Origin of the sequence: Leifsonia sp. Root1293, assembly GCF_001425325.1 — a bacterium.
Lineage (GTDB): Bacteria > Actinomycetota > Actinomycetes > Actinomycetales > Microbacteriaceae > Orlajensenia.
In genome coordinates this window covers 75,736-99,614 of the sequence record NZ_LMEH01000001.1, presented here as the reverse complement: position 1 = coordinate 99,614, position 23,879 = coordinate 75,736, and the positions used below count along the sequence as shown (strand labels likewise).

At 67.1% G+C, this 23,879-nt stretch carries 22 protein-coding genes; 4 read left to right on the top strand and 18 right to left on the bottom strand.

All coding sequences use genetic code 11. The features are described 5' to 3' along the window. Window positions 1-40: 40 nt before the first annotated feature. The 8 genes from ASC59_RS00455 to ASC59_RS00420 all read right to left on the bottom strand — a co-directional run bounded on the left by ASC59_RS00455 (window position 41) and on the right by ASC59_RS00420 (window position 9,251). On the bottom strand, window positions 41-1,120 hold the full coding sequence (locus ASC59_RS00455; protein ID WP_055817366.1) for a glycosyltransferase: 1,080 nt from the start codon (window positions 1,118-1,120) through the stop codon (window positions 41-43). Continuing rightward, window positions 1,117-2,919, bottom strand: a complete 1,803-nt coding sequence (locus tag ASC59_RS00450; RefSeq protein WP_055817364.1) for an ABC transporter ATP-binding protein — start codon at window positions 2,917-2,919, stop codon at window positions 1,117-1,119. Before ASC59_RS00450 ends, ASC59_RS00455 begins: the two co-directional genes overlap by 4 nt. Before the next feature lie 87 nt (window positions 2,920-3,006). Continuing rightward, window positions 3,007-4,131 carry a hypothetical protein gene (locus tag ASC59_RS00445; protein WP_055817362.1) on the bottom strand — a complete coding sequence of 375 codons (1,125 nt, stop codon included), beginning with the start codon at window positions 4,129-4,131 and terminating at the stop codon, window positions 3,007-3,009. Further along, entirely contained in the window at window positions 4,128-5,228 is a 1,101-nt protein-coding gene (locus tag ASC59_RS00440; RefSeq protein WP_157487881.1) for a hypothetical protein, read from the bottom strand. Before ASC59_RS00440 ends, ASC59_RS00445 begins: the two co-directional genes overlap by 4 nt. 164 nt (window positions 5,229-5,392) lie before the next feature. After that, on the bottom strand, window positions 5,393-6,556 hold the full coding sequence (locus ASC59_RS00435; protein WP_055817356.1) for a glycosyltransferase family 4 protein: 1,164 nt from the start codon (window positions 6,554-6,556) through the stop codon (window positions 5,393-5,395). Between the two features lies 1 nt (window position 6,557). Then, window positions 6,558-7,547, bottom strand: coding sequence for a Gfo/Idh/MocA family protein (locus ASC59_RS00430; RefSeq protein ID WP_055817354.1), 990 nt, complete (start codon window positions 7,545-7,547; stop codon window positions 6,558-6,560). Continuing rightward, window positions 7,547-8,647, bottom strand: coding sequence for a DegT/DnrJ/EryC1/StrS family aminotransferase (locus ASC59_RS00425; protein WP_055817352.1), 1,101 nt, complete (start codon window positions 8,645-8,647; stop codon window positions 7,547-7,549). Before ASC59_RS00425 ends, ASC59_RS00430 begins: the two co-directional genes overlap by 1 nt. Continuing rightward, entirely contained in the window at window positions 8,640-9,251 is a 612-nt protein-coding gene (locus tag ASC59_RS00420) for an acyltransferase (protein WP_055817349.1), read from the bottom strand. Before ASC59_RS00420 ends, ASC59_RS00425 begins: the two co-directional genes overlap by 8 nt. A 75-nt stretch (window positions 9,252-9,326) precedes the next feature. Between ASC59_RS00420 and ASC59_RS00415 the strand changes: the two genes are divergently transcribed. Continuing rightward, window positions 9,327-10,037 (top strand): glycosyltransferase family 2 protein, encoded by a 711-nt coding sequence (locus ASC59_RS00415; protein WP_055817347.1) that lies wholly within the window; start codon window positions 9,327-9,329, stop codon window positions 10,035-10,037. Then, window positions 10,037-10,393, top strand: a complete 357-nt coding sequence (locus tag ASC59_RS00410; protein WP_055817345.1) for a DUF2304 domain-containing protein — start codon at window positions 10,037-10,039, stop codon at window positions 10,391-10,393. The genes ASC59_RS00415 and ASC59_RS00410 overlap by 1 nt, the downstream gene beginning before the upstream one ends. 108 nt (window positions 10,394-10,501) lie before the next feature. Here ASC59_RS00410 and ASC59_RS00405 read toward each other — a convergent pair whose 3' ends face one another. The 4 genes from ASC59_RS00405 to ASC59_RS00390 form a co-directional block, all read right to left on the bottom strand. Next, complete coding sequence (locus ASC59_RS00405; RefSeq protein ID WP_055817343.1) at window positions 10,502-12,454, bottom strand: DUF6541 family protein; 1,953 nt, start codon at window positions 12,452-12,454, stop codon at window positions 10,502-10,504. A 117-nt stretch (window positions 12,455-12,571) separates the two neighbouring features. Beyond that, on the bottom strand, window positions 12,572-14,614 hold the full coding sequence (locus ASC59_RS00400) for a cell wall-binding repeat-containing protein (protein ID WP_055817341.1): 2,043 nt from the start codon (window positions 14,612-14,614) through the stop codon (window positions 12,572-12,574). A 132-nt stretch (window positions 14,615-14,746) separates the two neighbouring features. After that, window positions 14,747-15,607, bottom strand: coding sequence for a glycosyltransferase (locus ASC59_RS00395; RefSeq protein WP_055817339.1), 861 nt, complete (start codon window positions 15,605-15,607; stop codon window positions 14,747-14,749). Then, window positions 15,604-16,578, bottom strand: coding sequence for a glycosyltransferase family 2 protein (locus ASC59_RS00390; protein ID WP_055817337.1), 975 nt, complete (start codon window positions 16,576-16,578; stop codon window positions 15,604-15,606). The genes ASC59_RS00395 and ASC59_RS00390 overlap by 4 nt, the downstream gene beginning before the upstream one ends. A 228-nt stretch (window positions 16,579-16,806) precedes the next feature. Here ASC59_RS00390 and ASC59_RS00385 point away from each other — a divergent pair, with 228 nt between their 5' ends. Continuing rightward, complete coding sequence (locus ASC59_RS00385; RefSeq protein WP_055817335.1) at window positions 16,807-17,937, top strand: glycosyltransferase; 1,131 nt, start codon at window positions 16,807-16,809, stop codon at window positions 17,935-17,937. Window positions 17,938-17,980: 43 nt separating this feature from the next. Here ASC59_RS00385 and ASC59_RS00380 read toward each other — a convergent pair whose 3' ends face one another. From ASC59_RS00380 to ASC59_RS00370, 3 genes are all read right to left on the bottom strand, one after another. Continuing rightward, complete coding sequence (locus tag ASC59_RS00380; protein ID WP_327063429.1) at window positions 17,981-19,354, bottom strand: LCP family protein; 1,374 nt, start codon at window positions 19,352-19,354, stop codon at window positions 17,981-17,983. Next, the gene (purE, locus tag ASC59_RS00375; RefSeq protein ID WP_157488023.1) at window positions 19,351-19,818 is read right to left on the bottom strand and encodes a 5-(carboxyamino)imidazole ribonucleotide mutase; all 468 of its coding nucleotides are present in this window, start codon (window positions 19,816-19,818) and stop codon (window positions 19,351-19,353) included. Before purE ends, ASC59_RS00380 begins: the two co-directional genes overlap by 4 nt. An 84-nt stretch (window positions 19,819-19,902) precedes the next feature. Then, complete coding sequence (locus tag ASC59_RS00370) at window positions 19,903-21,030, bottom strand: 5-(carboxyamino)imidazole ribonucleotide synthase (protein WP_055817331.1); 1,128 nt, start codon at window positions 21,028-21,030, stop codon at window positions 19,903-19,905. Between the two features lie 128 nt (window positions 21,031-21,158). On the opposite strand from ASC59_RS00370, the gene ASC59_RS00365 reads away from it, so the two are divergent. Next, on the top strand, window positions 21,159-21,671 hold the full coding sequence (locus ASC59_RS00365; protein ID WP_055817329.1) for a GtrA family protein: 513 nt from the start codon (window positions 21,159-21,161) through the stop codon (window positions 21,669-21,671). On the opposite strand, the gene ASC59_RS00360 is transcribed toward ASC59_RS00365, so the two are convergent. The 3 genes from ASC59_RS00360 to ASC59_RS00350 all read right to left on the bottom strand — a co-directional run bounded on the left by ASC59_RS00360 (window position 21,630) and on the right by ASC59_RS00350 (window position 23,869). Then, a complete protein-coding gene (locus tag ASC59_RS00360; RefSeq protein WP_082513308.1) occupies window positions 21,630-22,199 on the bottom strand; it encodes a PH domain-containing protein in 570 nt (189 codons plus the stop codon). The genes ASC59_RS00365 and ASC59_RS00360 overlap by 42 nt on opposite strands. A gap of 69 nt (window positions 22,200-22,268) precedes the next feature. After that, window positions 22,269-22,997 carry an ABC transporter ATP-binding protein gene (locus tag ASC59_RS00355; RefSeq protein ID WP_055822550.1) on the bottom strand — a complete coding sequence of 243 codons (729 nt, stop codon included), beginning with the start codon at window positions 22,995-22,997 and terminating at the stop codon, window positions 22,269-22,271. A gap of 11 nt (window positions 22,998-23,008) precedes the next feature. Beyond that, window positions 23,009-23,869 (bottom strand): ABC transporter permease, encoded by an 861-nt coding sequence (locus tag ASC59_RS00350; RefSeq protein ID WP_055817327.1) that lies wholly within the window; start codon window positions 23,867-23,869, stop codon window positions 23,009-23,011. Between the last annotated feature and the right edge of the window lie 10 nt (window positions 23,870-23,879).

Here is a 23,879-nt window from a genome sequence, read left to right as displayed (position 1 = left end):
GGCGCCGTCAAGGCGTCGTCGGCGGCCGGCTCGCTGAATGTCAGAGCGGCAGTCGAAGGCGCACGACCCTCCGCAGCAACGAGTCTGTCGCGAGGGAGTCCAGGAGACGGACAGTGCGCAGGCGATCAGCCGGTCCTGCGGCCCGAACCCCTGCGATGGCCTGCACAACGCCATCAGCGTCGGGGTCAGCCGCAGCAGCGACGATCAGACGCTCGGACCGTGAGAGGGAACGCACGGCACTGCTGTCCAGTCGAAGTAGCCATTCGGACACCCGGCGAAGTGCGTCGAGGTCGTCCGTAGCCCAATCCGAGGTCTGCTGGCGAAGGAGGACCGCCGGAATGATGTTCATGCGCCAGAGTTTGATGGCGATCGCGCGACGACGGCGAGGGGGCAGCGTCGCCGACCAGGATTGCGCAGCCAAGTGGAGCAGTGCCTCGAACTCTGCCGCGGTGGAGCGCGCGAGCAGCGTCACCCGTTCTGGTGCGTCGTGTCCTATCACGTAGCAGGGGAGGTGGCTTCCGAAATCTATTCGAGCCCGCCCGTTGAGCAATGCGAGGCCGAGTTCGATGTCCTCACCAGTGGCGAACCCCGCCGTCAGCGCGACGCCGGTGCTCTGCAGATATGACCTTCGTATCAGGCCGAGGGGCGCGGCGCGGTAGTTCAGCCGGTCACGCACAGGATCGAGTCGCCGACTCCGGAACGGCCGCGTGAGCGGATCACGCCATACTGCTCCGGACTGGTCGCGCAGTCGGGCTATCAGGTAGTCGGTTCGGTGCGAGCGCACGTGTTCGGCCCATGCATCGAGTGCGCCGTGCTCGAGGAAGTCGTCCGATCCCATGATCGACACGTAGGTCCCCGTCGCCATACCAAGACCGTGATTGAAGGGGCCGGCCGGGGAGCGCAGCCCGTCCGCGTATTCGACGACGCGGAGCCGCGTATCCCCTGCGAACGGGGCGAGGGCGTCTGCCAGGACCCCGGCGGAGATGCCGTGGGCGACAACAGTGACCCGCGCAGCCGTCGACGGGGATGCGGCGAGCACCGAGCCGACGGCACGATCGATACGACGCCGCGGATCGTGCACCGCGATGACGACGTCGACGAAGGGTTCTCCTGCACTCACGAGGTCGTGGCGGTCGGCCGTCCGAGTCCGGCGAGTGCGACCTGTTCACCGAAGGCGGGGAGCGTGGTCGCGAGACCATAGAAGGTGTCGAGACCCAGCACCCGGCCGTCCTCGAGATAGCAGATCTGGTCGTAATCCTTCACCGTCGACAACCTGTGCGCGACCGAGATCACAGTGAGCTCGCCCTGCAGACCGCGGATGGCCTTCGTGACGTCGTCCTCCGTCTTGGTGTCGAGCGAACTGGTCGCCTCATCCAGCACCAGTACCAGCGGATCGGCATAGAGCGCCCGCGCAATGCCCAGGCGCTGCTGCTGACCTCCGGACAGGGCGATTCCGCGCTCGCCGATCTTGGAGTACATACCAGTCTCCCGGGCGTCGACGACCGCCGAGAGCTGTGCCATCTCGAGAGCGCGCTCGACCCGCTCAGGGTCGAAGTCGTCGTCCCAGGTGAGCGCGACGTTCTGCGCGATGCTGCCGTCGAAGAGAGCGACTCGCTGGGGCACATATCCAACGCGCCCACGCCACGCTCTCAGCACGTCTCCGAGGGGAAGATCATCGATGGTGAGGCGGCCCTCCGTGGGCGTACTGAGGCCGAGGAGGATATCGATCAGGGTGGACTTTCCGGCACCAGACGGACCCACGATGCCGAGGGAACTGCCGAACGGGATGTCGATGTCGACGCCGCGCAGCACGAGTCCAGTCGTCGTCGGGTAGCGGAACTTCACCTGGTGCAGGCTCAGCACCCTCGGCGAGGCCGGCAGCGTGGCCCGATCCTGGCCGATCTCGGTGGCGTTGACGTCGTTCTCCGAGCGGGTGATGTCATCGATGACGTCCTGCGCTGACGGGATGGTGGCAGATGCCTGGATGATGCCGCTCTGCACGCCATTGATAGCGGGAATCAGCCGGAATCCCGTCACCGCGAACAGCGCGACGGAGATGATGGCCTGATCCGGCCCTGCGATGAGGAAGGACGCACCGCCGATGAGCAGGAACCCGCCGACGAGGGCGGCCTCGAAGGCGTACTTCGGGATGACGCTCAGAAAGGAGCTGTTGGCCCGCGCTCGCACGGCGCGGATGCGTTCAGAGGTGACCACCCGGGAGACCTGGTCGAGACGGTTGCGGAGGGTGATCTCCTTCAGTGCCTCGACCATCTCGGTCATGAAGATGGCGACCCTGTAGCTGGCGTTGCGATTGACCCGTCCGGCGAGCAGGGCGCGGCGCGTGACGAAATGGTTGACGACGAAGGCGACGAGGCCGAGGTAGAGCAAAGCGATGATGGCTGTGAGCGGCTGGGCGACGACCAGCACCACGAGGATCAGGACGAAGGTCAGCAGGCTGCCCGGAATGAGGGCGAGCGGCAGAATGAAGCCCATGATCGTGTTCGCGATGCCGCCGTCGGCGATACGGGTGACCTCTGCGACGCTGCGCTTCGAGCGCTCCTCCCACGAAGAGTGGATGTATGCGCGGAACATTCGCTGCCCGATCTCGAGCTCATAGCGCGCGAACCGGCGCGTGGCCACCCAGTGCAGCCCTACAGACAGCAGGCTCTTCAGGATGATAAGGCCGCAGGCCGCCAGGACGAGCCACGGCGCCGCAGAAGCGGGGAACTGCCCGATGATCGGCAGAGTGATCGGGGAGCCCGTCACGATCGGCGTGATGATCAGCGCGAGAAGGGTCATGGCTCCGACATCGAGCAACGTGATCGCGCTGGTGAGCACGACGTAGAGCGCGAAGAAATTCCTCGCTCCCGCTGGGAGAAGAGGCAGGAGGTCTCGGAGCGTTTTCCACAGGAGCTTCATGGCGTGATGACACTACCATCCGCAACATGTGGGAAGCCCAAAGGCGATCAGCGCCTCAAGGGCCGTGGGCCTCGAGTTCCGCTCGGGTCAGGCCGCGGCAAGTGCCGCGATGGCCTTCTTCCAGATCGCTACCTGCGACTCGGCCGAGAGCTCGCGGGCACTGGAGTTCGCATTGATCTTCCACTGCTCGACGGCGTCGGTCGTCAGTCCATCCAGGACGGCAGCGAGATCATCAGGCGCGAAGCCGTCGGCGACAACACCGAGTCCGAACTCATTGACGTATTCGGCCATCTCCGGTGACGGTCCGATGATCACGCCGAGGCGAGCCTGGACGTAGTCGAACAGCTTGTTCGGCAACGCCCAGCGGTTGTTGAAATTCGTCGGTGGAAGGAAGTGCACGCCAACGTCATAGCGCTGCAGCGTCTCGGAAAGCTCCGCATACGGCACCGGATCGTTCACGCGGACCCGCCCGTCCGACTCCGCGGCACGCTCGCGCAGGTGGTCGAGGAACGCCGGTTGATTCGGAGTGAGATAGAAGTCGAGCGTGGCTCCCGAAGTGGACGCCATCACCCCGGAGACCAGGTCGTCCAGGCGACGGTCGTGCATCGCCGCGCCGGAATGCACCAGTCGGACGGGATCGGCCACCGTTCGCGGTTCCGTCTCGACGTAGGGGGCTGCGTTGGTGACGATGACCGGACGGAATCCGAAGACGCGCTCGTACTCCCGCGCAAGGCCCGCACTGACCGTGCTCCACGATGATGCTCGACTGACATAGGTACTGCACAGCCATTCGACGTATGGCGTGATCTTGAGCTTCCAGCCCTCCCAGTCCTCGTGGAGCAGCGGCGAGTACTCGTGAAGGTCGGCGTGTACGCCCTTCGTTGGCTTCAGGCGCAGGGCGATCGGGACTGCTTCGACGTCGTTCGCGAGCACGACATCCCATCGGCCCGGCTTGAGGTGGCGGCGGACCCAGTTCACCGACCACAGCGACCAGTAGGCGCGCTTGTAGCGCTTCCTCGTGACTCGTCCGTCGTGGAGCACGTTGTGGAGCACGTCATCGGGAATGCGGATGTGGCGCGCCACTCCGTCCGGAGCCTCGCCGTACCCGCACGTGGTGACTTCGTATTCGTCGCGGAAAGCCTCGACCTGCTTGAGCACCCGAGCATCCGCCGCGATGGGGGAGAACGAGAGGATGAGCAGTCTGGTCTTCATGCGGTTCGGCCTCGTCGTCTAGCGGTTCGGTGCTCGTCCAGACTACCCGGCGCCTTCCGGCGCCGGTCGGCCGAGCGGAGGAACGGCTCGAGCACGGCGGCTGACAACGCGCCGTCGTGCACAGCTGCCACGAAACGCGGGCCTTGCTCGGCGAGGGCCCGGTACTGCTCCGGACGAGCGACGACATCCCGCAGGACGGACTCGAGGGTGTCGACGCTAGCCTGCACGATCGGGATCTCGAGGCCGGTGACCAGGCGCACGTGCTCCCGCACCTGCTCACTGAGATAGCCGACCACGAGTCGCCCACCCGCCATCGCCTCGATAGCCGTCGCTGAATAGATGCCCAGCCTGAATTGCTCGAGGACGACGTCGCTGGTGGCGACGATGGTGGGCATGTCGCTGGCGGCAACGCCCTCGATCCGTCGGTAGTCGATCACGCCCTCATCGGAAAGCCGGGTTGTCGTCGGTTCAATCAGTTCCGTGCCCTTGATGATCGGATTGGTCGGAGCGTGCACGACGACCGGGGTGGCCCTCAGCAGGGCCGGGGTCGGGTTCGCCCACCGGGCGCCGTCGATCACCACTGGAAGCCAGACTGCTCCCGGGTAGTCCAGAACCAGTTCCGGAGTCGACACGAACACCGTCGCGTCCTGCTCGGCGAGGAATGCGGCGTTCGCACGAGCCGTCTCTTCGAGGACGGGCAGCAGGGGCCAGTCCTGGTCGCGGAACGGAGACCACCGTTCCCTGTCCGCGTGCCGGCTGGGAAGCCTGAGGTCGCTTCCATGGGAGACGTAGCCGACGGCGATGCCGGCCGTCCTCAGCGCATCAGCCTCACGGCGCACGTCGCCGGCACAATATCCCCCAAGAAGAGGCCGCTCGGACTCGACGAGTACGTGGGTGAATCCAGTCAGCACCGACGTCGCATGGCGTCTGTACCACCACGCCGAATCGACTGCCACGTTCTCGACCACGCGATGGTCGGCCCGAAACCCCCAGTCGGTCCCCCGTGCGACGACCAGATTGGCCGCACCCACCCCCGGCAGGCGTTCGGCCGCGCGGGCCCACTCGTAGCCCTGGCCGGCGTAGTTGGCGGGAGCCACGAGGAGCCTCACTTCGCCTGGCGGCGGGCTGATGACAGGCGGCAGGTCGGCGGAGCTGTAGCCGAGGGTGTGCGGAATGAGCCGGACCCGAACGGGCTCGGGTAGGGACAACACAACCGCGCCGGCTGAGCGTCGCACCCAGGCAATCATCCTCGCGACGGGGTTCATTCTCTCCCCAACGCGGCGGCGCTTCGCACGACACCCGCCGCTTCGCTGGCGCGCGCAGCGCTCGAAGCGTTCTTGGCCACCCACTGCGCGCGTCGGCCTCGTTCCCTGGTGTCCTCCGCCTGTCCGAAGGCGTCGATCAGCGCGTTCGCCACGGATTCTGCGTCGTAGTCCACGGCAACCCCAAGACGGCCCGAGGCGATGACGTGTCGCGAAGGGCCGGGGCCTGCAAAGACGACAGGAGTACCCGTCGCGCTCGATGCGAAGATCTTCGTCGGCAGCGCGAAATCGTAACCTTGTCCGGGCATGAGGCTCACGAGCCCTGCTCGAGCCGAACGAAGCCACCGCGCAGCCTGGGCGGGCGGCACGGATCCACGGAACTTCACCGCTCCCGGCGCCACGACTGCCGCTAGCGCCTCCAGCGCCGCCCACGCGCTGCCCTGCCCGAGGAACGCGATCGTGGCGTTCGGGTGAACCGCCAGCACTGCCGGCATGGCCCGAATGAAGATATCAGCGCCCTGCCACTCGCTCGTCGTCCCTGCGTAGATTCCCCAAGGCGCATCGACGTCGACGTCACCGTCTGGAGTGAAGATCTCCGTGTCGATGCCGTTCGGAACAACCACGACATCGGCATTCGGAGCTAACATGAGCACGCGGGCCCGCACTCCGTCGCTCACCGCGATCACTCGACGCGCGCCGCGCAGCGCACGGGCCTCGATCCAGCGAACTCCCTGTACGACGACGCCGGGGGCATCCGTGGCGGCCGTCGCGTCCGACCAGATGTCAGCCGCGTAGTACACGTACGGCAGACGGCGAATTGCGCACGCGAGGCGGACGAGAAGCCCAGTCGTGGGCGGCGGCTCGACGACCACGACGTCGCAGCGCGCCCCGAACAACACGCGGAAGAACGCCGGCACGTCGAAGCTCAGATACTGCAGGTAGCCCCGCACATAGCCGTGCCGGTCGCGCAGCACCGGAGCCCGTCGGACGCGCACTCCCGGTACCTCCGGTTCGGAATCCGAACGGAGGAACGGCGGGACAGCGCTCGTGAGGACATCGACCCGGTCTCCCCCAGCCACCAGCGCCTGAGTGAGAGCCCGGAGTCGGAAGGATGCAGCGGCCGCCTCTGGGGAGAAGATCCGGCTGACGAGGGTTACTTGCATTTCAGAAGACGACGGGCAACCCGCTGCGTGCCGACTCAAGCGCACCTTCGACGACCTCGAGGGTTCGCAGGCCCTGCTCGAGAGTCACGATGTCGTTCGAATGGCCGAGTACAGCGTCACGGAAGGCCTCGTGTTCCACGCGCAGTGGCTCGCGCTTGGCGAAGGAGAACCGTGTCACGTCTCCTTCCGAGACCCCGCGGAACGAGGACACGGACTCCCATTCGAGCGGGATCGTGCCGTTCGCGAAGAAGGTGAGGTCGCCGGTCGACGTATCGGCGACGTAGGCGCCGCGCTCGCCGGTCACGACGGTGACTCGCTCCTTCATGGGGCTGAGCCAGTTCACCAGGTGAGAGACGATCACACCGTTCGCGAGACGCCCGGTCACGGCGATCATGTCCTCATGGTTGCGACCGCTCTTGAAGGTGGTCTGCGCGTACAGAGAGGCATAGGTGCTCTGCGCCACCCACGAGGTCAGGTCGATGTCATGGGAAGCAAGGTCCTTCGCCACACCGACATCGGCGATGCGCGTGGGGAAGGCGCTCTGGCGACGGGTGACGATCTGGTACACCTCGCCGAGGTCGCCTGCGGCCAACCTGGAACGAAGCTCCTGGAGGGCAGGGTTGAACCGCTCGACATGGCCCACCGCGCCGACCAGCCCGGCCTCGGCGAACGCGGTCACCATGCGGTTGCCTGCTTCGACGCTGTGGGCGATGGGTTTCTCGACGAGGGTGTGAACTCCTGCAGCGGCAAGTTGAAGGGCAGCATCCTCGTGGAACTGCGTGGGGACCGCGACGACCGCGATGTCGAGCCCCGCGGCGATGAGCGATTGAATGTCGGGGAGCACCTCGAGTGCTCCGGCGACCCCGTGAGGGTCGCCACCGGGATCTGCGATGGCGACGAGTTCGACCCCGTCCACTTCTCGCAGCACGCGGGCGTGGTGGCGCCCCATGACGCCGACGCCCAAGAGGCCGGCGCGCAGCGTGTCGGCCATCAGGCGCCGGCTCCTGCGAGAGCATTGACGGCACTGACGATGCGCTCGAGGTCGCCCTGCGAGAGCGAGGGGTGCACGGGCAGCGAGACGACCTCGGATGCCGCGCGCTCGGTCTCGGGCAGCTCGAGGGCCGGGGCGAATCCGGCCAGCGACGGCAGGCGGTGGTTGGGGATCGGGTAGTACACGCCGGAGCCGATGGCGTACTCCTCGCGGAGCGCTGCGACGAAGCCGTCGCGGTCCTCGGGGACTCGAACCGTGTACTGGTGGTAGACGTGACGGGCGCCGGGGGCGACGGGAGGGATCACGACGCCGGTGAGGTTCTCATCGAGGAACGCGGCGTTGGCGCGTCGGGTCGCGGTCCAGCCGCCCACCTTGGTCAGCTGCACGCGGCCGATGGCTGCGTGGATGTCGGTCATGCGGTTGTTGAACCCGATGACCTCGTTCTCGTACTGCTTCTCCATGCCCTGGTTGCGCAGCAGTTTCACGTTGCGCACGATGGTCTCGTCCGCGCAGCTGACCATGCCACCCTCGCCGCTGGTCATGTTCTTGGTCGGGTAGAGGCTGAACATGGCGAAGGTGCCGAACGTGCCCACCCGGTGGCCGTCGATCTCCGCGCCGTGGGCCTGGGCGGCATCCTCGTACAGGGCGATGCCGTGGCGGTCGGCGACGGCGCGCAGGTCAGCCATGAGGGCGGGGTGTCCGTAGAGGTGCACGGGCATGATGCCCTTGGTGCGCGGGGTGATGGCGGCCTCGACGGCGCGCGGATCGAGCGAGAAGTAGTCGGGCTCGATGTCGGCGAACACCGGGGTGGCTCCGGTGAGCGCGACGGAGTTCCCCGTGGCGGCGAAGGTGAACGACGGAACGATGACCTCGTCGCCCGCTCCGACTCCGGAGGCCAGCAGGCCGAGGTGCAGTCCCGAGGTGCCGGAGTTGACGGCGACGCTCGCGCGTCCCTCCACCATCTCGGCCGCGAACTCGCGCTCGAATTCAGCGACCTCGGGGCCCTGGGCCACCATTCCTGAGAGGAGTACGCGGTCGACGGCTGCTCGCTCGTCGTCGCCGATGATCGGCTTCGCTGCGGGGATGAAAGTATCAGTCATGTTCGGCAAGCTCTTCGAGCGCCCCTTCGTTCTCTCTGTATCGGGTTCCCGTGGCCGGGCACACCCAGTACGAACCGTCTTCGACGAGTCGCTGTCCTGCTCTGCCGACCCAGCCCAACCGGCGCGCTGGCACACCGGCCATGAGGGCGAAGTCGGGCACGTCGCGCGTGACGACGGCGCCGGCGGCGACAGTCGCCCAGGCGCCGATGGTCACCGGTGCGACGCACACCGCGCGGGCGCCGATGGAAGCGCCATCCCTGATCGTGACCCCGACGGGTTCCCAGTCGTGCGCGCTCTTCTGCGTGCCGTCTGGGTTGACCGCCCGTGGGTAGGTGTCGTTCGTCAGCACCACGGCCGGCCCGATGAAGACGCCGTGACCGAGCACGGCCGGCTCGTAGACCAGTGCGTAGTTCTGCACCTTGCAGTTGTCGCCCAGTACGACGCCGGTCCCGATGTAGGCACCGCGTCCGATGACGCAGTTCTCACCGAGCACCGCTGTCTCACGCACCTGGGCGAGATGCCAGATGGAACTGTCTGATCCGATGGTCACATCGTCGGCGACATCGGCCGAATCCACGATTCGGACGCCGGGGCTCGTCGGCACTGTGCGGTTCCTCCTGGATCTGGGACTGGCATGCGCTGCCGCGTTCAGCCTATCGCGTTCTGCAAGAATGGTCGGATGCACGCACCTGCCCCCAGCCCCGCCGTCGACCCCCGGCGACACGCTGCGGACACCTGGATCGTCATTCCCCTCTACAACGAGCGCACGGTCATCCAGCAGGTCATCGTCGACCTGCAGGTGCACTTCGACCACATCGTCTGCATCGACGACGGCAGTGTCGACGGGTCGGCAGCCGTGGCGGCGGCTGCGGGAGCGCGGGTCGTGCACCACCCCGTGAACCTGGGGCAGGGTGCCGCCCTCCAGACGGGATTCGAATACGTCGAGGCGCATCCGGATGCCCGCTACCTGGTCACCTTCGACGCCGACGGCCAGCATCGGGTGAGCGACGCCGTCGAGATGCTCGACCTCGCCAAGGACGATGACCTCGCCATCGTGTTCGGCTCGAGGTTCCTCGACGATCGCACCAATCCCGGTTGGCTGAAGCACGTCATCCTCAAGACCGCCGTCTGGGTCACCAACCTGACGACGGGCCTGCGGTTGACGGACGCCCACAACGGACTCCGCGTCATCCGCACGGATGCTGCCGGCATGATCGAGCTGGAGCAGGACGGCATGGCGCATGCGACCGAGATCGTGCTGAAGCTCGGCCGCACGAAGCTGCCCTGGAAGGAATACCCCGTGGAACTGCTCTACACCGACTACTCGAAGGCCAAGGGGCAATCGGTGCTGAACTCCGTCAACATCCTCGTCGATCTGCTGGTGCGCTGATGTGGATCCAGATCCTCCTCGTCATCGGCGTCGTCGTCGTCGGGCTGTTCCTCGCCCGTCCCGGAGGAAGCGACAGCCACCTCGCGCTGCGTCGCCTGTTCATGGCCGGCTTCGTCGTCGTCGCGATCGTGTCGATCATCTTCCCGCAGTGGCTGAGCTGGCTCGCCAACCTCATCGGCGTCGGCCGCGGAGCCGACCTGCTGCTCTACGCCCTCGTGCTGGCGTTCCTCGTCTTCGTGGCGACGACCTATCGCCGCAACGTTGCCGTCAATCGACGCATCACAAGACTGGCGCGTGAGGTCGCACTCGCCCGGGCCGCAGCCGAGGACGCCGGGATCGAGCGACCTCAAGCCTGACAGAGGGCCAGCACCGGCTGCCACCTCGGTCGAGACGATGCAACCGCACCGGAGGGTCAAGGCGTGCCATGACGATCGACGGCAGCGCTGAGCATCCGCTCCGGCCGATCAGGACGAGCAATCCGGCACGCGGTACAGAGCCGCGGGACCGACGCGGTCGATCTCGACGAAGCCCGGTGCCGTGTCGAGGTCGAGCAGGCCCGGATAGGCGGCGGTCGCATCGAAGCTCAGCAACTTGGCCGCATCGCCGAAGTAGGAGCCGAAGTCCAGCGCATACTCCACCCCGAGGCGTTCGGCCGTCGCGCACACCTCAGGGTCCGAGGCGACCTCGTTCAATCGCGAGTTCAGGAGGACGTGGTCGGGATCCTGGGAGAAGTTGAAGTGGGGATTCAGGACGCGGCGATCCGCGATGGCGTATGCGAGGTTCGTTCCCGTCCACGGGTTCCCTGCGATGACTGCGTCGGGATCTGTGGTGCCGGTGAGCCGCTCGAGCAGCACGCGTTCATCGGACGAGAGGATCGGCGCCCACTCCCCCGCTCCCCATGCATACCGTCCCGCGCTCGACGCGGCGTCGAGGGCCGGGATCTGGCCGGCTGCTGCGGCGACGACGAAAAGCGCGACCGAGAGAATCCGTCCGGCGGTCCCGGTGATGGGACGTCCCGGGAAGCGCCTGTCCCAGCGCACGGAGACGACGTCCCACAATTTCACCGCGCCGACGATGCCGACAACGACGCAGACTACGCCGAACAGCGCAGCCAGGCGTGGCGGGTCCTTGTAGAACAGGCCGATGAAGAGCACACGGATCTCGGGCGACCCCACGGCTTCGGCGACGAAGAACAGCAGTGCCGAGATGACCCACGAGCCCACCAGCCAGAGCCTGGTTCGCGTCAGGATCATGAGCACGAGGCCGACGATCACGAACAACGCCAGACCGAAGGAAGGCGGTTGACCGTCGCGGAACAGCAGGAAGGTCTCCACCAGGCCGAATCTGTCCCCGACCTTGGGCCCCCACGGCGCGTACATGCCCATGCGTCCGACCATGATCCAGGCGGCAGCGAAGGCGCTGACGGCGATCACCGCAGCGGTCACGATGGCGAGCATCCGGCCGCGTGAAGCGGCACTCCTGGCCGCGGCGACCACGAAGAAGCCGAACGCAGGCAGAGCGACTGCCACGGCGAAGAAGGCGACTGCCGGCTGCGCCAAGCCGATGGCGAGAAGCGCGCATCCGGCTGTGATGACACGCAGAGGGATCGATGTCCCGAGGTCGGAACCGACTCTGAACAGCGAGAACGCCAGGGCCAGCGCCACGGGGAGCAGTGCTGTGGCGAGGAAGAACGGGAAGAGAACTCCGAAGGTGAGCATGAGCAGCGGAAACCAGGGCAGAACGGCACTGAGCACCGCCGCGGCGATAAGGGCAGCGAGACGGCCGGGGAATATCACGCGGGCGACCAGCAGCAATGCGCCTGGCCAGACGACGGCAGCGACAACGACGTTGATCATGTTCGCGGCGAGCGGGATGCTGATACCCGGGGTCATCGCGACGAGGGAGACGAGGTCGTGCCAGGCGGCGGGATAGGCTCCGCCTGACGAGATCACACCGGTCAGCGAGAGCGATGATGCATTTCCGGTGTCGAGGATGTATCGCACGGCGTTGAGGTGGAAGCCGTTGTCGAAAGTCTGGGAGATCGCATCGGGCCGACCCCACACGATGACCAGCTGCACCAGGACGGCCATGGCAGCAAGAGCCCAGGGGATGGCGATGGACGCCCACGACTTCCGCACTCCTGGTTGTATCGGCCGGCGGAACACGAAGCGGCGCAGGAGCCATGCGGCTGCGGCGAGCAGCACCACGACGACGACGACGCTCAGTGGGCTCCATTCGATCCCGAGACGCGAGAGTGCGACGGCGACGACGGCGATGAGCGCGACACTGGCGGCCGGCGCGGCGGTGATGAGCAAGAGTCCACGTACGCCGAGAGCGCCCAGGAACGCCGCACCGGGAACCAGCATCCAGGCGAGCGCAATGAGCAAGGCCGGCACGGCCTCGAGCCACATGTCCATCAGCGTGGGTTCAGGTCAAGACGAGATGGAGAGTGGAACACAGACACGTGGACAGTGTAGACGGCGAACACACGCGTTGCCTGCGCATAGCGTAACGCCGGGAGCGAGGTGGTGGTCTCAGCAATACATCATCAAGCGGACCCGGTCAGTCATGGCGCCGGTGCCGCCCAGTACCACCAGTCTCTTCGCGCCCTTGGCCGTGATGCTCTCCCGTACAGCCTTGGGTAGGCAGTCCCTGTAGCTGAGATAGAGAGGCATGCCGGACTTCGCAGCCGCCGCAGCACCAGCGAGCGCATCGGGGAACGCCATGCCGGCAGCCACGTACGCTGTCGCCGAGGAGCCGAAGGCGGCGGTGTTGATGGCGACGCTCGTCGCATACCGGTCGAGACCCGCACGTCTCACGACTGTTGCACCCGCCGACTTCAGGCTCACGGCGATGCCATGGCTGATGGCTCCTGTCCCGCCAGCAAGGGTGATCTTCGTCACGCCGATCGTTCGCAGTACGCGCAGCGTCGGCTCGTCGGCGGTCCTCGCCTTTCCGTCCACCAACAGCACTGGTGTCTTCGACGCTCCGGCGGCGGCGCCCGCCGACAGGGCATCCGCGAAGTCCCAGCCGGTGGCGAGGAATGCCGAGGTGGCTGCGGGGAAGACCGTCGCGGCGATCAGTTGGGACGTCTCGAAGCGGTCGGCTCCTGCGATGCGCTTGACCGGGGCGATGGCCGAGAGGGCCTTGGCGACTTGTGCCGTCACTACGCCGGTGCCGCCCACGATGACGATGTTCTTCGGCTTCAGTCTCTTCAGTTCTGCCAGCGTCGAGTATGGCACCGCGGTCTGGGCGACGAGGAGGAGGGGGCCACCCTGCGTCGCCGCGGCTGGTGCTGCCGACAGAGCGTCGGCGAATCCGGAACCTGACGCCACGTAGACGACGGGAACTCCAGCCGACTTGTAGGTGTCCTGCGAAATGGCGACCGCCGTCTCGTACCTGTCGTTGCCGCCGAGACGGGTGGTGGGAATCGGGGAGGTCGAGTTCGGGTTCCCGAACCAGGCGTTGTAGTAGAGCGAGAAGTTCCTGTTGCCATAGGAGGCGCAGCCGTCCCACGAGGCACCCCAACCGGCCGCGAGGCTGTTCGCGTTGGGCTGGTATGGCGTATAGAAGTAGAGCGCCGAAGTGGCGAGATTCTGGATGGTGACCGAAGATGAGCCACAGGCGGCATTCGGGTTGAACTGGATCGGCCGAGGCTGGCCGACGCGGAACCTGCCGCCTTGGTACATGGAGCTGCCGGGGTTGGTGTACCAGAGCAGCTGGCGCGCGGCGGCGTAGACCTGGTTGAAGAATCCGTAGAACTGCGAGTCGCAGACCGAGGTGTCCGGGCAGCCCATGCCCATGGCCTTGCGCATGACGCCATCGCTCGGAGACTGGGAGGTGATGAGTCCCTGCTCCTTCTGGAGCGTGACCAGGATGACCTTCGCGCTCAGCCCGCAGAGACGCTGCACGCGATAGATGATGCGTGCTGCAGACTCGCCGCTGGCGCCGCTGTAGGGGGCGCAGGTGCCGAAGCTCCATGAGGCGTTGGGCGTGTTCATCCGGAACGCGGCGAGGCAGTTCGAGTTCTGGCAGCCGCCCTGGGCGTCGATCTGCCGCTCGAGGAAGGCCTGAATCTCGTCCTCGGTCATCGCCCACGAGTTGAAGAAGTTGAAGTCGCTGATGATGGCGGCGGGGTTGAAGCTCCCGGCGGCGAGGGTCTGCACCTCGCTGTACAGCTGAGGAGCCGGTGCGTCGCTCTCAGGGGCGACGGGTGCCTCTGTGATGGGCGCGTCGGTGGGCGTGGGCGTCGGGCTGGGCGTCGGATCAGTGGTTGGGGTCGGCTCGGAGTTCGGCTGCTCGGTGGGCGTCGGCTCGGTTGTCGGCTCGGCGCTCGGCTCGGACGTCGGTTCTGGGCTGAGGGTCGGCTCCGGCTCCGGCGATGGCTCGAGAGTCGGCTCCGCACTCGGATCGGGCGTCGCCACTGGTGCCGCGGCCTCCGTGGATCCGCCGTCAGGCGACTCGGTGGGAGCCGGGGTCGACGACGCCTGGGGAGCCGCGACGGCCGACGTGGCGACGATGCCGGGCATGCTCACCCCGAGAGCGACGGCAAGGAGGATGGCGACGGCAGACTTCATGGTGCGGTACTCCAAGCGCGGTGCGCGGCCAGCGCCCGACCGCTGCCCGTCGCGTTCCACACTATCCCGCAGGCTCGGCGGTGGGAGGAACCGGGCCGAAGGAAACGCCGATCGAATGCGAGAACGAGCAGATCAGTGCTCGACGGTGCGGACGATGCCGGGTCCGCGAGCGATGAGGCGCCGATACGCAACGCGCCGCACGGGTTCGGGAACGAACCTGTAGGCCCCGCGGACCGCGATGTTGCGCAGGTACTGGCCCCGGGTCGTGAATCCGATGCCGAGGAGGGCCTTCTGCAGGGCCCGTTCGCTGCGCCACTGCTCGCGCCCGCCGCGACGGGCATAGGCGCCGGCGCCGACGCGGTACATGACCAGGGGCTCGGCGACGTTGCCGACCTTGGCCCCGGATGCGATCATGCGGGCGAACAGCCAGTAGTCCTCCATGAGCCCCATGGCCTGGTAGCCGCCGGCCGCATCGACGGCGCTCCGTCGGTACACGACCGTCGGGTGGCTGAATGGATCGTGGAACCGCGCGTAGGCCTCGATCTCCGTCTGGCCCGTGCGCGGAACACGCTGGCCGACGATGGACCCGACGTCGTCGAGGAACTCGTACATGCCCGTTCCGACGAGGTCCAGTCCACTCTCGATGAGGGGAAGCTGCCGTTCGAAGCGACTGGCGAGCGAGATGTCGTCAGCGTCGATGCGCGCGACGATGTCGTGGGCGCAGACGGAGAGTCCACTCGTGAGGGCCGTGGCCAGGCCGACGTTCTCGGGGAGCACCTGGTGCACGACGGGCACGGGACTCTCGGCCACGACCTGATCGATGGCCGCGGTGAGCTCAGCAGGCACAGGGCCGTCCTGCACCACGACGACCTGTGCCGGGCGCCTGGTCTGCGCCGCGACGCTGCTCGTGAACGCCTTGATGAAATGGGCGGGGTCGTCCGCCCTGTAGACGGGAAGCAGCAGCGAGAAGTCCGCCGGGGTCGCGTCGCTCATGCCGACGTGCGTTCGACCGCGACGACGTCGGCTGACGCCTCGGCGAAACCGGCGAGGGCGTCCCCGTTGGCGCGCGGCCGCGTGCTGAAGCCGTCTCGCCAGCCGCGGCGGAATCCGTCACGGAGAACGGAGCGGTCGCTCGACTTCGCGGCTGTGCGGATCCAGCGTCGGATGCTCGACGCACCGTAGAGGAGCTTCTCGCTCCTGCTCAGGCTCCGCGAGTGCCGCAGCATCCAGAGCTTGTTGCGCACCTCGTAGTAGAACCTGGGTCCGGGGTCGATGTCGGTCGAGCCGAGGATCTTCGTCTTGTGCACGACGACGCTGCCGGGTGCGAAGACGCCGCGGCGGCCGCGCAGCAGCCGGGTCGAATACTCGAAGTCGTCGTTCCAGATGAAGTAGTCGGCGATCGGCAGCCCGACCTCCCGCACCACGTCGGCGCGGGCGAACATCGACACGAACGAGGTGCTGCGAACAGGAAGGGTGCCGCGGGCCGCCGCCTGCTCGTTCTCGACGGCCGACACGAACGGCTTCCGGCGCGGCGTGTTCATGGGGTGATCCTGGCCGTCGGTCCACACGACGCGGGAGCCCGCGACGACGACATCGGATCCGTCGACGGCCGCCACAAGGGCGCCGAGGGCGGTCGAGGTGGGGACGGTGTCGTCGTCCATGATCCAGAGCCAGTCGGGGCTGTGGTGACGCAGGGCCCGCGCCATTCCGACGGCGAATCCACCGGCTCCGCCCGTGTTGCGGTCGAGGGAGACCAGGTCGACCGATGCCCCGAACGAAGCGACGACCGCTGCCGTGTCATCCGTCGACGCGTTGTCGACGACCACGATCGCCTGCACGGCGCGTTCCTGGCCGAGCAGCGCCTCGATGGCCTCGCGCAGGAGTTCGCTGCGGTTGTACGCCACGATGACGGCGACGACCCGGATGGAGTCCGTCGAACCTGGGGCTGGGGCGGCTGAAGACATAGACCCCTATCTTGCCGTTAATTCCTGAGCCGGACATCCGCGGGCGGGCAGGCGGATGCCGTCGGCACGGGCGCCGCAGCAGCCCGCCGTGACGACTGCGTTCGCATCCGGCGCTCGGAACCGCGAGAATCGAGGTGGACAATCGATCGGGGACACCATGGACGACGACCGGACCGGTCAGCGGCTCGACGTACCTCAGCGCGCGACGACAGGGAAGGCGGCAGGCGTATGACGACACTGCGCGTCATCGCCGACCACCTCATCGCCGGCCCGACCGATGTCCCCGACGGATATTCCGTGGCCATCGCGCGCGCCATCATCGCGACGACGCCGGAGGGCTGCGACGTCGAGGCCATCGTTCCCGGCGGCTCCGACGACCTCGTCAGCCAGGTACGCGCCGAACTGGCCGGACTCTCGGAGGTGCAGCCCACCTCGCTCTCGACGCGCGGCCTCGCCGTCGCCTGGAGCATCGGCGCGATCGCGTCCAGCGGCCGTGGACTGGTCCACGCTCCTGGGCTGCGCGCGCCGCTCCGCTCGCACGATCGGGCTCGCGGCGACCAGATCTCGGTGACGGTTCACGACACCCTCGCGTGGACCTCCCCGTCCACCATCGGTCGCGACGCCGTCGCCGTGAGGAAGGCCTTCCTGCGGAGGGCGCGACGCTTCGCCGACGCCATCGTGGTGCCGAGCCACGCCGTGGCCGACCAGCTGGCCGAGATCGCCGACTTCGGCGACCGCATCCGCGTCATCGCCGGCGCGGGAAGCATCGGACTGGCCCTGCCCCCGGATGCCGATCGGCGGGCCGTCGCACTGGACCTCCCGACGCGCTTCATCCTGGCCGAGGGCTCGCTCGATGCCGGAGACGGCATCACCGACCTCATCACCGGCCTCCGCCGGAGCGACCCCGGGCTGCCGCTCCTCGTGCACGGAGCCGACGCGAGCATTCCCGACGGCGCAGAGCACGACGAGCTGCGAGCGGATGTCGCAGCAGGCCGCGTGCGCCTGCTCGGCGAGCTCGCACCCGAGGATCGCGCGGTGGTGCTCGACCGGGCCGCCGTGTTCGTCTTCCCCGGCATCGAGGCCGGCTTCGGCGCCCCCATCATCGACGCCCTGCGCTTCGGGCTGCCCGTCGTGCACTCCGACGCTCCGGCGCTGGTCGAACTCGTCGGCGAGGCCGGCATCTCCGTGCAACGGGATGATGCCGACAGCTATCCCGAGCGGCTGAGCAGCGCAGTCACGACGATCCTGAGCGACGACGACCGAGCCGGCGTGCTTCGGATCGTGGGGTCCGACCGTGCGAAGGCCTTCACCTGGGGGGATGCCGGCGAGCGCATCTGGCAGTTGCACGCCGACCTCTGAGCCCCGATCGCCGAGGCACGGACTCCGTCGGCTGCCGGAGAGGTCAGCCCTCGGGTGCCGGCGTCGCCGTCGGCGGGTACACGGCGGCGTTCACCATCGCATGGATGGCGTCGAAGTCGGGCTCCGACGGGTCGATGCCGTTGGCCGGGACGAGCTCGACGTTCGTGACGGGCAGCGCCTTGGTCTTCGAGGCGAGATCGACGAAGTAGCCCAGCATGCTCTGCGGCACATCGGTCTTGACGACCTGCGCACCCGCGCTGGCCACCGCCTGGAACTTGGTCAGAACGTTGGCCGGGTTGAACTGCGAGAGGATCGCGTCCTGCAGCACCCGCTGGCGGGCCATCCGGTCGTAGTCGCTGGTGCCGTGCCTCGCGCGTCCGTACCAGAGCGCATGGAAGCCGTCGAGGTGCTGCGCGCCGGGTTCGATCCAGCCCTCGACACCGTTCAGGTCCTCGTCCCCGCCGATCGGGATGCGCTGGTCCACGGTGATGTCGACCCCGCCGAGGGCGTCGATCAGGTCGGAGAAGCCCTGCATGTCGATGAGCACGTAGTACTGGATGGTGAGGCCCGTGACGCCCTCTGCGGCGTCGCGCATGCCCTCGATGCCGGGCTCGCTTCCGTTCTTCTCGGCATCCGGATACATCTCCGGGCTCTTCAGCTCCACCTCGGTGTAGATCGAGTTGAGGAGACAGACGTCGACGTCGCACTCGTCGTCCCAGCCGTAGCCGTTCGGGTACTTGTCGGCCATCGGACCCGGCGAGAACGGCGCGTACATGAGGTTGCGCGGCAGGCCGATCGTGACGGCCTGTCCTGTGGTGGCGTCGATGCTGACCACCGAGATGCTGTCGGGGCGCATGCCCTCGCGGTCGGGGCCGGCGTCGCCACCGAGGAGCAGGATGTTGTACTTGCCGTCGACGGGCGGAACGCTCGGACCGGCCTGGAACACCGTGGACAGGAATCCGCTCGCGGAGGTGGCGATGTACGCCCCGTAGACGGCGCCGCCGCTGAGGAAGATCATGAGCAGGGCCGTCAGCCCGCCGATCCAGGCCCGCGCCGATGGGGCGGTGCGCACCAGGCGGACGAGACGGAGGGTGTCGATCGAGAGGATCAGCCACACGACCGCGTAGAAGACGAGCACGATGGCAGCGATCCAGAGCGTGATCGACGTGCTGAACAGCGTGTACAGCGTGGTGCGCGCCCCGAGGTAGAGGCCGAGGAGGATCGCGAGGATCGCCCAGAGCACGAACGTGCTGACCAGGCCGAAGCGTCCGAGCCTGCGGTTGCCTGCGAGCACCTGCGGCGTGCCGGGGATGAGGAAGTTGAGCACGACGAGCCACCAGGCACGACGGGTCATCACCTCGGATGACGTGGTGTTCGGGTAGCGGATCGGGCTCGCCACGGAGGTCATGGTGCTCATAGCTGTGACTGCAGGTCCGTGTTCTTCTTCTCCACGAGGGCGGCGAGGTCCTCCGCGTAGGCGGCCAGCTTGTCCGCCAGTGCGTCGTCGGCCGTCGCGAGGATCTTCACCGCGATGAGGGCGGCGTTCTTCGCCCCGCCGATCGACACCGTCGCGACGGGAACTCCGGCAGGCATCTGCACGATCGAGAGCAGCGAGTCCAGTCCGTCGAGCCTGCTGAGGGGCACCGGGACTCCGACGACGGGAAGCACCGTGACCGAGGCGAGCATTCCGGGAAGGTGCGCGGCTCCGCCCGCGCCGGCGATGATGACCTTGAGGCCGCGGCCGCGGGCATCCGTGCCGTAGTCGATCATCTTGCGCGGGGTGCGGTGCGCCGAGACGACCTGCACCTCGAATGGCACGCCGAACTCGCGCAGGGTCTGTGCTGCGTCGCTCATCACAGACCAGTCCGAGTCTGATCCCATGACGATACCGACGATCGGGCTTGCTTCACTCACCCGTCGATCCTAGATCGGGCGGCTGGGAGAAGCCGTCACGGCGCGCCCCTGTCAGTCGCCGAAGTACGCTGCGGCCGCCCGCGCCTGGTAGGTGGCGTCGTCGAGGTCGGCGCCGACCGCCGTCACGTGGCCCACCTTGCGGCCGGGGCGCGGCGCCTTGCCGTAGTTGTGCACCTTGACCGACGGATGCTGCTCCATGGCGTTCGCGTACCTGTCGGCGAGCGAGCCCTCGGCCGGACCGCCGAGGATGTTCACCATGACCGACCACTCGCCGTGGGTGTCCGTCGACCCGAGCGGGAGGTCCAGGACCGCGCGCAGGTGCTGTTCGAACTGACCCGTCGTCGATCCGTCCATCGACCAGTGGCCGCTGTTGTGCGGGCGCATAGCCAGCTCGTTGACGAGCAGTCGTCCGTCCGTGGTCTGGAACAGCTCGACGGCGAGCGCACCCGTCACTCCGATGCCCTCGGCGACCGTCACGGCGATCTGCGTGGCCAGGTCGGCGAGACGTCCTGCCGAATGCGGAGCCGGCGCGATGACCTCGGTGCAGACGCCATCCGTCTGCACGGTCTCGACCAGCGGCCACGAGACGATCTCGCCCGAGGGGCGGCGGGCGACCTGCTGGGCGAGTTCGCGGCTGAAGTCGACGAGTTCCTCCACCAGGAGCGCATCGCCGTCGGCGAGCGCGGAGAACCAGTCCTCGGCCTCGTCGGCGCCCCGCACGACCCTCACGCCCTTGCCGTCGTAGCCGCCCCGGGGTGTCTTCACGACGGCCCGGCCGCCGTGGTCCGCCAGGAACGCCGCCAGCTGCTCGGCGTTCTCGACGCGGGCCCAGTCGGGAATGGGCAGGCCGAGCTCGGCCAGCTTCTCCCGCATGAGCAGCTTGTCCTGCGCGTAGAGCAGGGCGTCGGGGCCGGGGTGCACGGCGACTCCGCGCTGCACGAGCTCGCGCAGGATCTCCTGCGGAACGTGCTCGTGGTCGAAGGTGAGCACGTCGACGGTGTCGGCGAACGCCAGCACGGCCTCTCGGTCGCGGTAGTCTCCGACGCCGACCGCAGCGAGTGCAGCCGACATCCCGTCGGCCTCGGCGAGCACACGCAACTCGATGCCGAGCTCCACTGCAGCGGGAATCATCATGCGGGCGAGCTGGCCCGCACCGATCACACCAACGATCATCGTCACGTCTCTCCAGGCTCTCGGCTCACGGCTCTCGCATCCGCAGCCGGCATTCAGATTGGCTTGCTGCGCGATGGTTAGACTTCCCTGCGCACGTCTATCTTCGCCCATCCCCTCTCCTCTTGGATGCCGTCATGACAACGACCACGACAGGCGGCTGGCGCGTGCTCGCATCGCAGCTGGCCCGGTTCGGCGCGGTCGGGGCCGTGGGGTTCCTCGTCGATGTCGGCGTGTTCAACCTGTTGCGCGCGACCGTGCTCTCCCCGGAGGAGGTGCACACGGGTCCGCTGATCGCCAAGGTCATCTCGACCGTGCTCGCCATCTTCGTCAACTGGATGGGCAATCGCTACTGGACCTTCTCGGACAGGCGCTCGACGAGCACCGCCCGGGAGGGCATCGAGTTCTTCGTCGTGAGCATCATCGGCATGGTCATCGGCCTCGCCTGCCTCTGGCTCTCCCACTATGTGCTGGGCTTCACCTCGGTGCTGGCCGACAACATCTCATCGAACGTCATCGGCCTCGCCCTCGGCGCCGCCTTCAGGTTCGTCGCCTACCGCCTCTGGGTGTTCGCACCGCACCGCACGGCATCGACCACCGTCGCCCTGCTACCGGCCGCCCCAGACGACGGACTGGTCGGGGAGCGCTGACGGCTCCTCCTGCCACCTCATGCGGGTACCGCTGCCGTGGGCCGCGTCGGTCAGGTCGTGCAGTGAGCGCTGCACGAGGGCAGCTCCCGGCACGTCACGCAGAACCACCGGGCGGTCGGCGCCGGTGTTGATCAGCACGTCGCCGCTACGGAAGGCGCTCTGCAGCCACGACGTGCGCACGCTCACGTCGTAGATGCGCGAGTACAGCACCTCCTGGCGCACGCGAACGAAGAACCCCGTGCGCACGATCACCCGACGTGTCGTCACCGTCGTCCGCTGGCCGAGCCACCACAGGAGCGGGAACACCCAGCCGAACACGACGACCAGCCCGAACCCGCACCATGCGGCGATGTGCGCCCAGGGCTCGGTCAGCCGCGGCAGGCCGTAACCCGCGACGCCGCACGCGACGATGAGCAGCAGCGACGGCCAGAACAGCGCACGCGAGTGCCTGCGCAGGCGCGCGACGATGCGCTCGGCCGGGACGGTGGGACCCGTCGTGCCGGTCGGCGGTTCGCCTGCGATGCTCATAGGTCATTCTTACCCCAGACCGAAGCGCTGCCCGGGCGTGTGCTGCCGCGGGTCACGGACGGGATCAGCTCAGCCCTTGAGCACCTTGATGGCTTCCTCGACGGGGCCGTCGAAGATCTTCTTGCCCTTACGGAGGACGACACCGCGGTCGCAGAGATCCTTGACCATTCCAATGCTATGGCTGACGATGAGCATGGTCTTGCCCTGCTCTGCGAGCTCCTTGATCTTTCTGGTGCACTTCTCACGGAACGGCGCGTCGCCGACGGCGAGGACCTCGTCCACGAGGAGCACGTCGAGCTCCACGTGAATGGCCACTGAAAAGGCCAGCCTCACGAACATTCCCGATGAATAGTGCTTGACCTTCTGATCGATGAATTCGCCGATCTCTGAGAACGCCACGATCTCGTCGAAACGCGCGTCGGTCTCGGCGGCGTTCATGCCCAGGATGGCTGCATTGAGGTAGACGTTCTCTCGACCCGAGAGATCGGGGTGGAAGCCGGCACCCACTTCGATGAGACCGGCGACGCGGCCGCGGGTCAGAACAGTCCCCGCATCCGGCTCGAGAACGCCCGAGACGAGCTTGAGCAGGGTCGACTTGCCCGAGCCGTTGAGGCCGAGCACGGCGACCGATTCCCCCTCGCCCACCTCGAAGCTCACCCCGTCGAGGGCCTGGAAGGTGGTGGGGGCCGCATTCTTCTTCTGGATCCGAGCGACGAACGCCTCTTTCAGGGAGTGTGTGTGACGCAACAGGAAATCCTTGCGCACGCCCTCGACGATGATGCGCGGACGCGTGTCCATGGTCTTCTCCATTACAGGTCCTGCGCGAAGCTGCGCTCGAGGCGCTTGAAGGTGAACTGCCCGACCACGATCGTCGCAAGGGCGAACACCGATGCTCCGATCGTGTACTCGAAAATATGCGGGGGAAAACCCGCGCCGTGCGCAACCGTCTGATCCCAGAACGCGAAGTGGAAGTATTCGACGGCGACACTGATCGGGTTGAGCATGTAGATGTTGAAAGCCCAGCCGGGCAGCGCTGATTGCACCATCGCCCAGCCGTAAAGTACTGGCGCTGTCCATGTCGACAGCATCCGAATGATCTCGACGAAGTTCTGGGCATCGCGGTAGCGCACATTGAAGGCCCCGAAGAACAAACCGAGCCCGAGAGACAGTGCCAGGATCAACACGATTCCGAGCAGGAACGCCCCCACCGCCGCGAAGCTCGGTGCCCAGCCGACGAGAAGGCACACCGCGAAGAGGATGAGTACTTGCGGCACGAAATGCAGCACTGCGCCGGCAATGGACGCGATGGGAAACAGTTCTCGTGGCAGGTAGATCTTCTTGACGAGCGAGCGATTGTCCACGATGGCGTGGGTCGCGTTTCCGAAGGCCTCGTTGAAGAGGTTGATCACGACAATTCCCGAGAAGAGATAGATGGGGAAATTCGGGATGTCCTTATGGAATTGGAAGATCACGCCCATCACGAAGTAGTAGACGAGGAACTGGGCGGCAGGCTTGACGTAGGACCAGGTCCAGCCCAGCACCGAGTTGCGGTAGCGAGTCGAGGTTCCTTTTCGGATCAGGAGGCGCAGCAGGTAGTGCCACCGGAAGATGTCCAGGATGCCGCGCCCACGGCCCGGAGTCTGGAATCCGGTGAGGTCTTCCGTTGTCACGTAGTGCTCT